We start from the raw sequence: 12,035 nt of genomic DNA on the forward strand, positions 1-12,035 counted from the left end.
GTTCTGGGAGAAGATTCAAGATAATAGGTAAAGACATATAATCAAGGTGCTTATCTTTGAAAGAAATAAAAAAGTGATAAACTGGGGTTTTCATTTTGGGAACGTTCATTAATGAGTGATAAAGAAACTAAGGAAAAAATAGAGGCTTTAAAAGAGAAAATAAGGAAGTATGACTATTACTATTACGTGCGGGATGAGCCTTTAGTTCCTGATGCGGAATACGATCGATGTTTTAAGGCTTTACAACATCTGGAGGAAAAGTATCCACAGTTTTTATCACCCGATTCTCCCACGCAAAGGGTTAGTGGCACTCCTTCAGATGCTTTTATGCCGGTTACGCACAAACAACCTATGTTGTCTTTATCTAATGTATTTACTAAGGATGAGCTAAAAGCGTTCATAAAGCGAGCAATTGAAAAATTGGATGAACCCAATCAACAACTGGTATTTGCTTGTGAGCCGAAGCTGGATGGATTGGCTGTCAATATAACCTATGAGGATGGGTTGTTAACTCATGCTGCAACTCGAGGAGATGGTGCTGTTGGGGAAAACATTACTGCGAATATCAAAACCATAGCATCAGTTCCATTGAAGCTAAGAACCGATAGCCCTCCAAAATTGATAGAAGTACGAGGTGAGGTCTACATACCTAAAAAAGACTTTGAATCCTATAATGCAAAGGCTAGAGAACTTGGTGAAAAGACATTTGCTAATCCACGCAACGCAGCTGCAGGTAGTCTAAGACAATTAAACCCTGAGGTCACAGCCAATCGTCCTTTAGCCATATATTGTTATGGCATTGGTGCATGTGAAGGTTATAAACTACCTGGTAGTCATTTGGAACAATTGAATTTATTGAAAGAGTTGGGGTTTAGAGTTTCTCCAGAAACTAAAAGAGCCGTTGGTCTAGAAGGGTGCTTGGATTATTACCGACGTATGCAAGAGAAGCGGAATCAATTGCCTTTCGAAATTGATGGGGTCGTTTATAAGATCGATAGTATCTCTCTACAACAACAATTAGGTTATGTTTCTCGAGCACCAAGATTTGCTTGCGCTCATAAATTTCCTGCTACTGAAGAAATGACTCGGCTCCTGGCTGTAGATTTCCAGGTGGGCAGGACAGGTGCTGTTACTCCTGTTGCCCGCTTGGAGCCCGTCAGTGTTGGCGGTGTTACAGTAAGCAATGCGACGTTACATAATCTGGATGAAATTACTCGTAAAGACATACGTATTGGCGACACAGTCATTATTCGTCGCGCAGGAGATGTAATTCCTGAAGTAGTTTCTGTGGTTTTGGAAAAACGCCCTGATGATACCAAAGTGATTGAGCTTCCCAAATTTTGCCCTGTCTGTGGGTCTGATGTGGTGAGAGAAGAGGATGAGGCTGTCGCTCGATGTATTGGTGGGCTATATTGTAAAGCTCAATTAAAAAGAATGATGTGGCACTTTGCTTCGCGAAAAGCTATGTATATTGAAGGGTTGGGCAGTGTTCTGATTGAGCAATTGGTTGATGAGGGGATTGTACGTCATTTACCCGATCTTTATGAGCTCGATTTACAAACATTAGCTAATTTACCCAGAATGGGTGAGAAATCAGCTAAAAATTTATTGTCGGCTTTAGAAAAGAGTAAAAGTACGACTTTTAATCGATTTCTTTATGCCTTAGGGATCAGAGAAATAGGTGAAGCCGGAGCACGAGTTTTGGCAGATCATTACTCTGATGTAGAAAGCCTAAAAACTGCAACCGTGGATGAATTAATGACTTTGAATGATATTGGTCCTGTGGCAGCTTTCAATATCGCACATTTTTTTTCTCAGCATCATAATCTTGATGTCATTAAGCGTCTTCTGGAGTTGGGCATACATTGGCCTAAACCTGAGAAAAAACAGATTGATAAACAGAATCCATTTTATGGGAAAACAGTGGTGCTAACTGGAACATTGAGCAGTATGGGAAGGGAGGAGGCGAAGGCAAAATTGTTGGCTTTCGGTGCTAAAGTGAGTGGAAGTGTGTCTGCGAAAACAGATTATGTGGTAGCAGGAAGTGAAGCAGGCTCTAAATTGATTAAAGCTAATGAATTGGGGGTGAAGGTTCTAGAGGAAGAAGAATTTTTAAAACAGTTAAATTCATAAGTAGCCAGGTATTTATAGTTTGGTTTATGATGAGAATTAACTAATTGGCGCAAGGGAAAAAAGTGCAGCAATGCTCATTCATTCGATTAATAATATGTTTAATACTTTATGGCTTGAATGCTGTACATGGCGGTTCTTGTGTATTAAACAATCCATACCCTGAAAATGAAGCCAATGATAACATTTATTATTCTTCTTTTAATGAGCAGCCAAAAACTTTGGATCCGGCACGATCCTATTCATCCAATGAATATCTTTTTATAGCCCAGATCTATGAGCCACTCCTTGAGTATGATTACTATAAAAGACCCTATGAATTAATTCCATTAACTGCGGTTCAGTTACCCCGGATTCGGTATTTGGATGCTCAAGGAAATCCTATAAAAAACGGGGAAAACATTAATCCAGCTTACAGCGTATATACCATTCAGATAAAAAAAGGGATTTTATATCAACCTCATCCTGCTCTAGCCAAAAGGAAAGATGGCTCTTATCGATATCATCACTTATCAGAAGAGTATCTTGATGAGCATGATATTAATCAGTTGTCAGATTTTAAGCATACAGGGACTAGAGAGCTAGTTATTGATGATTACATCTATCAAATTAAAAGATTAGCCAATCCAGCAGTAAGCTCTCCAATATATGGATTAATGAGCCATTATATCCTTGGATTCCAAGAGTATGGGGATACTCTCCCTAAGGCTCCCCTTAACAATTCGTATCTAGATTTGCGTCAATATCCCTTAAAGGGAGTTAAAAAATTAGATAACTACTCCTTTGAGATCACACTCAAGGGACAATACACACAATTCTTGTTCTGGTTGGCTATGCCTTTCTTCGCTCCTGTTCCATGGGAGGCCGATTTGTTTTATTCTCAAAAAGATATGGATGATAAAAATTTATCATTTGGATGGTACCCCATAGGTACGGGACCTTTCATGCTGACTCAAAATAATCCTAACAGAAGTATGGTATTGGAGAAAAACCCCAATCACAGGGAAGTCTATTTCCCTGCCAATGGTTCAGAAGCGGATAGGAGATCGGGTTATTTAACCAACGAAGGTCGGCGTTTACCCTTAATTGATAAAGCAGCTTATATCTTGGAAAAAGAATCAATCCCTCGATGGAACAAATTCTTGCAAGGATATTATGATATGTCAGGAATCAGTGCAGACAGCTTTGATCAGGCTATTCACATTAATCGCTTTGGCGAGCCCATACTAAGCCAGGAAATGAAAGATAAAAAAATGTATTTAAGGCAAACACTAGAGCCATTTATTTTTTATATGGGCTTTAACATGCTCGATAATGTAGTTGGTGGAAAAAGTGAAAGAGCACGCAAATTAAGACAAGCTATTTCAATCGCAGTCAATTACGACGAGAATATCGCCATATTTTTTAACGGTCGAGGAATTCCGGCTCAAGGTCCTATTCCACCAGGTATTTTTGGGTATAGAGAGGGAAAGAAAGGGATCAATCCTTATGTTTATCACTGGGTTAATAATACTATAAAGCGCAGGTCCTTGGTTGATGCTCGCAAGTTAATGATTGAAGCTGGATATCCAGGCGGAATCGATCCTAAAACGGGTAAGCCTTTAATTCTTCATTATGATGTGATGACAACAGGGGGGCCTGATGACAAATCGAGACTGGATTGGATGCGAAAACAATTTGCAAGTATCGGAATTGATTTGAATATCAGAGCAACCCTCTATAATCGTTTCCAGGAAAAAATGCGTACAGGTAATGCGCAAATATTCAGTTGGGGATGGAATGCTGACTACCCTGATCCTGAAAATTTCCTATTCTTGCTTTACAGTAAAAATGGAAAAGTGAAATACGGTGGCGAAAATGCAGCGAATTATGAAAATTCAGAATTTGATAGATTATTTAATTTAATGAAGAACCGGGCCAACGATGAACAAAGACAAAAACTGATTGATAAAATGGTGGCTATTGTCAGGTATGATGCTCCCTGGATATGGGGGATGCATCCTGAAGACTTTGTTTTATCGCAAAATTGGGTTTCTAATGTTAAAACCAATACAATTTCTCTGAATACTTTAAAATATGTATCAGTTAACGTACCTGAGCGTAACCAACTACGAAGAGCTTGGAATCAACCAATATTCTGGCCTTTAATTGTGTTCTTGGGATTACTGATCACTTTGTTACTTCCCTTGTTAATTGCTTATCTAAAAAAAGAAAAGCAACCGGCAGAAAGAGTAAAACTAGAATGATAAAATACTTGCTACGCAGAATTCTATATGCAATTCCTATTTTGTTTGGTATTAATCTTATTACTTTTGCGTTGTTTTTTATGGTTAATTCTCCAGATGACATGGCGCGTATGCATCTGGGCAACAAACATGTGGAGCAAAACGCTATTGAGGATTGGAAAGCAGTGCATGGTTATGATTTGCCTTTATTTTTTAATCCTGAGCAAACTGGGGTTAATCAATTCAAAGATACTTTGTTTTTTCAGAAATCGCTTAAACTATTTACCTTTGATTTCGGTGTTTCTGATGCAGGAAGAGATATTAGCCATGACATAACCTACAGGATGTGGCCAAGTCTAGCAATTGCGCTACCTACTTTATTTTTTGCTGTTCTGGTTAATATCATTTTGGCTATGGTCATGGCTTTTTTCCGCACTACTTATCTTGATTTATCGGGAGTAGTCATTTGTATCGTATTAATGTCCGTTTCTACTTTGTTTTATATTATTGGTGGACAGTATGTATTTGGAAAATTATTAAAATGGTTCCCTATCTCCGGTTATGATGATGGATTGGATGCTTTAAAATTTACAATCTTGCCAGTCTTGGTAGCTGTTTTAGGTCAGTTAGGTGCGGGTGCTCGCTGGTATCGAACTTTAGTTTTGGAGGAAATTTATAAAGATTATGTGAAAACAGCGAGGGCTAAAGGATTGTCTGAACAAAGGATTTTATTTAAGCATGTATTAAAAAATGCCATGTTACCAATTCTGACCGGCATTGTAGTAATCATCCCGACCTTGTTTATGGGGAGCTTGATTTTAGAGTCTTTCTTTGGTGTGCCAGGGTTAGGGAGTTATATTATAGATGCGATACAACAACAGGATTTTGCTATTGTCAGAGCAATGGTTTTTCTAGGATCTGTGCTTTATATCGTAGGGTTAGTGTTGACTGATGTTTCTTACATACTTGTTGATCCTCGCGTGCGATTTTCATAATGACTAAGGAGTGTGGGATAAAAAATGACATTTGAACTGTTTTGGACTGACAAATGTTTCCTTACTTTGCTGGCCGTGGTTTTCTTTACTGCTCTGCTAAGTCTTAGAAAACACCATATCAAATTGTCATTTTATATTATTTTACAAAGACCTTTGGCTGTAAGTGCTGGCATAGTGTTATTGTTATTTTTGATAGTAGGAGTCTTGGATTCTATTCATATCAAGTCGACAAAAGATAATATTGAAAATACTCAGTCTCTTCTGGATAAGATTTTGGATCCGATAGGAAATATTTATGAAAAAACCTATTCTGCCCCTTTGGCTTTAACTCAATTTGTAAGTGAAACGAAATTGATTAACGGAACCATGGCCCAAATTTATCCCAGATTGAAATATCCTCCCGCTTCTATAAAAACGAAAGAGGAAAAGTATCTCCTCATTAAGTCAGTGATTATTTATGGAGCAATTTGGAGTGTTCTCATGATTTTTGGTGGCTGGTTATTACTGGCTTTAATAAAGTTTGGCCGTGGGCATAAAAGAATTTTTATTTTAAGTTCAACTCAAATTAGTGCTATAGCAACGATTGGTGTTCTTACTTTTGCGGTAATAATTGGATACAGTTTATCCAGATCGCTACATGTTTTTGGAACAGGGCAAATTGGGCAGGATATTTTTTATTTCACTTTAAAAAGCATCCGAACCGGTTTAATTATTGGTTTCCTAACTACTTTATTTATGTTGCCATTGGCCTTGCTATTAGGGGTAGGAGCAGGGTATTTCGGCGGGCTTGTGGATGATGTTATTCAATATACTTATACTACTTTAAGTTCTATTCCCGGGGTTTTATTAATTACTGCGTCGGTATTGTCTTTACAAACCTATATTACCAACCATCCTGAGCAATTTACTACTTTAGCTAAAAGCGCGGACGCTCGTTTATTAGCACTTTGTTTTATTTTAGGTGTGACAAGCTGGACCAGTTTATGTCGGCTTTTAAGAGCAGAAACTTTGAAGTTACGTGAAATAGATTATGTTTTAGCGGCGCGAGCATTGGGTAGTAATTGGTTTACTATTTTTCGCAAGCATCTCTTTCCAAATGTTATGCATATTGTCGTTATTACTTTGGTATTAGATTTCAGTTTTTTGGTCCTGGCAGAGGCTGTTTTGACTTATGTAGGAGTAGGAGTTTCACCTTTAACGATCAGTTGGGGAAATATGATCAATGGCGCGCGCCTTGAACTAGCACGAGATCCTGTGGTTTGGTGGCCTATGCTTGCAGCGTTTTTATTTATGTTTTTATTAGTTTTGGCTATTAACCTATTCGCAGATGCAGTAAGAGATGCTTTTGATCCTCATCAATCGCATTTGTAATAAATTATGGTATAAACTACTAAATTTTCTCGCACTTGCGAAGGGCTAGGAAGGTGCCACTGTATGTTGGGCCAAGGCCACCCTACAATTCTTGGTAAAACGCTAGCCCAAATAACATAATTATAAAATTTTAGGTAGATTAGAACCTGACATTTAGGTTAAAGTTTCCGAATTATTTTTAATAAATGAATCTTCCATGAGACAACGTTTTGTTCATCTAAGAGTACATACTGAGTTTTCTTTAGTGGATGGTTTAGTGCAGATTAAACCTCTCATGAAGTCTTTGCTTGGCAGGGGCATGAATGCCATTGCAGTGACAGATTTTTGTAATTTGTTTGCGGCTGTCAAATTATTTAAAAGCGCAATTGAAGCTGGAATCAAACCAATCATTGGCAGTGATTTACCTTGCCATGATCCTGAAAATCCAGACAATGTCTTTTCCTTGGTTTTATTATGTCAAGATACCCAAGGCTATAAAAATTTAACCTGTTTGGTATCAAAGGCTTATCAGGAAGGTCAATATCATGGCCAACCCAGGGTTCAAGCTCAATGGATCCAAGATTATGCCGATGGGTTAATTGCTTTATCCGGAGGAAAGTTTGGTGATATTGGCCAAGCATTACTGGCCAATGATAATGCCCTGGCAAAAAAACGCGCTTTGCATTGGATGAGTTTGTTTCCCAATCGCTTTTATTTGGAAATTCAGCGTACTGAGAGGGCTGATGAGCAGCACTATAATGAGAAGTTGGTTGCTTTGGCCGACGAGTTACAATTACCTCTTGTTGCAACGAATGATGTCAGGTTCATCGATGAGGATGATTTTGATGCTCATGAAGCTCGAGTATGCATACACGAGGGATACACTTTAGCTGATCCGAGACGGGTTCAACAATATAGTTCTCAACAATATTTGCGTTCTGCAGATGAAATGGCGAGTTTGTTTTCCGATCTTCCCAGTGCCATCCAAAATACGGTGGAAATTAGCAAACGTTGTAATGTTAAGCTCGATCTGGGACATAATTATTTACCTAATTTTCCTATTCCGGAAGGATCCACTGTAGAGGAGTATTTATCACACCTTTCTCAATTGGGTTTAGAGGAGCGATTAAAGCAAATCTTTATAGACAAGTCCGAGGGAGAGTTCCTTGCTAAGAGAGGAGAATACGATAGACGCCTTAAAGTGGAACTTGATGTAATTAATAACATGGGGTTTGCTGGCTATTTCTTGATTGTTGCTGACTTTATACAATGGGCGAAACAGAATGGAGTTCCAGTGGGACCAGGTCGAGGTTCGGGTGCTGGTTCTCTTGTGGCCTATGCCCTTAAAATCACTGATCTGGATCCACTGGAGTATGAACTACTTTTTGAGCGCTTTTTAAATCCAGAACGTGTTTCCATGCCTGACTTTGATGTGGATTTTTGCATGGAAGGCCGTGATAGGGTTATTGAATATGTTGCAGAAAAATACGGCAGGCAAAGCGTTTCGCAAATTATTACATTTGGAACTATGGCTGCGAAAGCAGTAGTGAGAGACGTTGGGCGTGTTTTAGGTCACCCTTATGGTTTCGTTGATAAGTTAGCAAAATTAATTCCATTTGAACTCGGAATTACTTTAAGCAAAGCTATGGAGCAGGAAGAAGAGCTCCGACGGCGGTATGAAGAAGAGGAGGAGGTTAAGGAATTATTTGATCTCGCGCTGAAATTGGAGGGAATTACCCGAAATGCAGGGAAGCATGCCGGAGGAGTCGTCATAGCTCCTTCTCAACTGACTGATTTTACAGCGATTTACTGTGAAGAAGGCTCGACTCAAATTGTAAGTCAATTTGATAAAGACGATGTGGAAGCAGTTGGATTAGTTAAATTTGACTTTTTAGGGTTGAGAACACTCACTATTATCGATTGGGCTTTGGCAACAGTAAACAATCAATGTCAACAAGCAGGATTGCCGTCGGTTGATATTAGCCAAATTCCTACAGATGATGAAGCTACCTTTGATTTGTTAAAAGCATGCAAAACCACAGCAGTATTCCAGTTGGAATCTCGCGGGATGAAGGAATTGATTGGCAGACTTCAACCGGATTGTTTTGAAGATATTATTGCATTGGTTGCTTTATTCCGACCTGGCCCGCTGCAATCCGGGATGGTGGATGATTTCATCGACAGAAAGCATGGTAGAGCTCGCGTAGATTACCCTCATCCTGATTTGGAACCCATTCTTAAGCCAACTTACGGGGTTATTTTATACCAGGAACAGGTAATGCAAATCGCTCAGGTGTTGGCTAATTATACTCTGGGATCAGCTGACTTGCTAAGACGCGCTATGGGTAAAAAGAAACCAGAAGAGATGGCAAAGCAGAGGGAAATTTTTACGCAAGGTGCTGTTGCAAGAGGAGTTGATGAAGCTGTTGCAACCCATATTTTTGATTTGATGGAAAAATTTGCCGGTTATGGCTTCAATAAATCACATTCTGCTGCTTACGCCCTAGTAGCCTATCAAACTGCATGGTTAAAAGCACATTATTCCGCAGCTTTTATGGCTGCGGTGATGTCCTCTGATATGGATAACACGGATAAGGTTGTTACTTTTATTGACGAATGTGCGCACATGAAATTAAAAGTACTACCGCCTTCAATCAATCATTCCATGTACCACTTTACTGTGTTCGATGAAAGAACATTAATTTATGGTTTAGGTGCTATCAAAGGAGTTGGAGAGTCTGCTATTGATTGCATCATACAAGAGCGAGCCCAAAACGGAGCCTTTGAGGATTTATTTCGTTTTTGTCAAAGGCTTGATCTGCGTAAAGTCAACAGACGTGTTATTGAGGCATTAATTAAGAGTGGTGCTTTTGATGACTGGAATGTGGAAAGATCAGTCTTAACAGCCTCTTTGGAAAAAGCTTTAAAAGTTGCGGAAAGAGAGCATCAAAATCAATCCAGCGGGCAATTTGATTTATTCTCGCTTTTGGAAGATAAAACTAATGAACAAGATTATGTAGAATGCAAGTCTTGGTCTGAGACACAGCGGTTAGATGGAGAAAGAGAGGTTTTAGGTTTTTATCTCACAGGTCATCCTGCCGATCAATATCGACGCGAATTGAGTGATTTTATTGTACCTTTAGGCCAACTAAATCCATCCCTACATAAAAAAGCAATGATTTGTGCCCAAATAGTAGCGATCAGAAAAATAATTACCAAGCGGGGTAAGAAATTAGTAATTATTGGAATGGATGATGGCACAGCCCGAGTTGATGCGGTTGTTTTTGGAGAAATTTTTGAACAATTTTCTGAGCCACTAACAACTGGCGGTATGTTAGTTATTGAGGGTGAAGTAGCCATTGATGATTATAATGGTGGAATTAAATTGACTGCCAGCCAGTTGTTTAGTGTTGCGATGGCTAGAACCAAGTTTGCTCGTTGTCTTGAGTTGCGTTTCAATCAAAATAGCAGCACGCTATTTTCTTCTATTCAATCTTTATTAAAGACACACTCAGGCCGATGTGCCGTTCAGTTTGTTTATACTAATGCTTTTGCCAAAGCACATTTAAATCTTGGTCAACAATGGCATGTCACTCCTAGCGATGATTTAATCAAATTATTGAGTAATCTGTTAGGGGAGGAACAAGTTGCGATGCGTTATTAGGTTTTTGATATGGGTATAGCGATCTGGCTGGCGCTGCAGCGACAACCAGAATATACTATTGAGGGAGATTTGCGTATTGGATAATATCTTCTTGGTTGTTATCGATTAGCACGTGGCAATCAATGATTTCGTAGAAGATTCTTCATCATCAGTTGTCTTTTCCCGTAGCTTTAATTGCTCTTTTAATTCATTAATTAGTTCAAGTGGAAGTTGAACTCCACTATCAGGAATAGTAACTGGCTTTCCATTAATAAGTAGTTTGCCATCCTCAGTAATTTCTACGCTTTGTTGTCCCTCTTCGGCTTTTATATCTGAGTTTGGATTATACTCAATAACGATGCCGCCAATCACCGATTTACCATCAGTAATACGAATGCCAGTCATCTGAGAAGTATTAGGATAGTTACTATAATAATTGATGATTGCTGCACTGGTTTTCCATAATAACCGATAGGCGAGGTCCAAAGGCATGCCTACACCTATTCCTACTCCTTGCCCAAGGATTCCCATTGCAGTTCCTAATACATGACCTAGGCTAATGCTGAAAAATGCAGTGACTAGCTTGCTTGCTATCACTTGAGAGAATAGTGCAACGCCCATAGGACCTGTAGTGCCTAGCATTAGTAAGGTGCTTCCCACCATGGTGGTGATTTGTAATTTGGTTGACATCGCTTTAGAGGATTGACTAATGACATCTCCTCCAAGGTAACCAATTGTTGCCCCTGTATAGGAAAATGCAGCTCCAAATAAAGGTTGAGTAATAGATGTAATTGGATAATTTATGTAAGGATTGCTAGATACCTTTTTAATATTTATATTGCTTACAAATTTGGAAAATTCACTCCATTCCTGTTCAGTAAATGGCTTCATGTTCTCTTTACGTAAAGCAGCATTAGCATCGCTAAATGCAGATAACGATGAGTTGATAATTCTATTGGCAGCCAGAAAACACATTTCTTTGTCTTCATCATCCAAGTAATTGAGATCAGTAATCCCTAGATGCTTGTTAATTAATCGGTATAATGCGGAGTTATTTTTGGGAGATGAAATTTGCAATTGGATATATAAACAAGCTGCAATGACCACTCGTGACGCAGTTAAATTAGCTTCCCATTGCTCAGGGGTAGTAATTTCTTCTTCTTTTGCGAGATTCGCTCTAAGGACGACGATCATTTTTTTTATAAATTTGGTTTGTTTATCCCTGGCTATGACATCGGTACCTCCGAAAAAAGTAGGTACACCAATGAAAGATGGTGGTTGATCCAAATCCACTTTCCTCTCTGCTTGATAGTCATCACGTAAGAAATTAAGACTGGTAAGTGCTCCCGCTGGTAGAATATATCGCATAATAACCTCATATCCCTTGATAATTTACTATGATTTTTTATCTTACTGGTTCATTGGTTAAATGCAATCTTATTTGATTAGTTTTTACTAAATTGTTGCAATCTTATTTGATTATGTTTTGCTAATACCATTTAAAATAGTTTTTAGAATTATGGAATTTTTTAAATTTGGATTGATTTTATAATGCAAAAAATGCTTATAGCTTTTGAAGAATTACTAAAAATACTATTGCCTTATCAAAAACGATGCTAAGACCTTTTAGCCTAAGGTTAGACATGTTAATCTTAATGTGTTGATTCAAACTAGAAAAAAGCAGTTAAAACC

At 38.5% G+C, this 12,035-nt stretch carries 6 protein-coding genes; 5 read left to right on the top strand and 1 reads right to left on the bottom strand.

The features are described 5' to 3' along the window. The first annotated feature begins 111 nt into the window (after positions 1 to 111). From ligA to dnaE, 5 genes are all read left to right on the top strand, one after another. Complete coding sequence (ligA, locus tag OK13_RS01985; RefSeq protein WP_035887141.1) at positions 112 to 2,133, top strand: NAD-dependent DNA ligase LigA; 2,022 nt, start codon at positions 112 to 114, stop codon at positions 2,131 to 2,133. 62 nt (positions 2,134 to 2,195) lie between these two features. Then, a complete protein-coding gene (locus OK13_RS01990; RefSeq protein WP_035887156.1) occupies positions 2,196 to 4,376 on the top strand; it encodes an ABC transporter substrate-binding protein in 2,181 nt (726 codons plus the stop codon). Continuing rightward, complete coding sequence (locus OK13_RS01995) at positions 4,373 to 5,350, top strand: ABC transporter permease (protein WP_035887142.1); 978 nt, start codon at positions 4,373 to 4,375, stop codon at positions 5,348 to 5,350. The genes OK13_RS01990 and OK13_RS01995 overlap by 4 nt, the downstream gene beginning before the upstream one ends. Before the next feature lie 24 nt (positions 5,351 to 5,374). Beyond that, a complete protein-coding gene (locus tag OK13_RS02000; RefSeq protein WP_035887143.1) occupies positions 5,375 to 6,721 on the top strand; it encodes an ABC transporter permease in 1,347 nt (448 codons plus the stop codon). Between the two features lie 196 nt (positions 6,722 to 6,917). After that, positions 6,918 to 10,364: a DNA polymerase III subunit alpha gene (gene dnaE / locus OK13_RS02005; RefSeq protein WP_035887146.1), complete on the top strand. Its 3,447-nt coding sequence runs from the start codon at positions 6,918 to 6,920 to the stop codon at positions 10,362 to 10,364. Between the two features lie 105 nt (positions 10,365 to 10,469). Here dnaE and OK13_RS02010 read toward each other — a convergent pair whose 3' ends face one another. Continuing rightward, entirely contained in the window at positions 10,470 to 11,711 is a 1,242-nt protein-coding gene (locus OK13_RS02010; protein ID WP_035887148.1) for a hypothetical protein, read from the bottom strand. Positions 11,712 to 12,035: the final 324 nt, after the last annotated feature.

It is taken from the genome of Legionella norrlandica (assembly GCF_000770585.1).
Taxonomy (GTDB): Bacteria; Pseudomonadota; Gammaproteobacteria; order Legionellales; family Legionellaceae; genus Legionella; species Legionella norrlandica.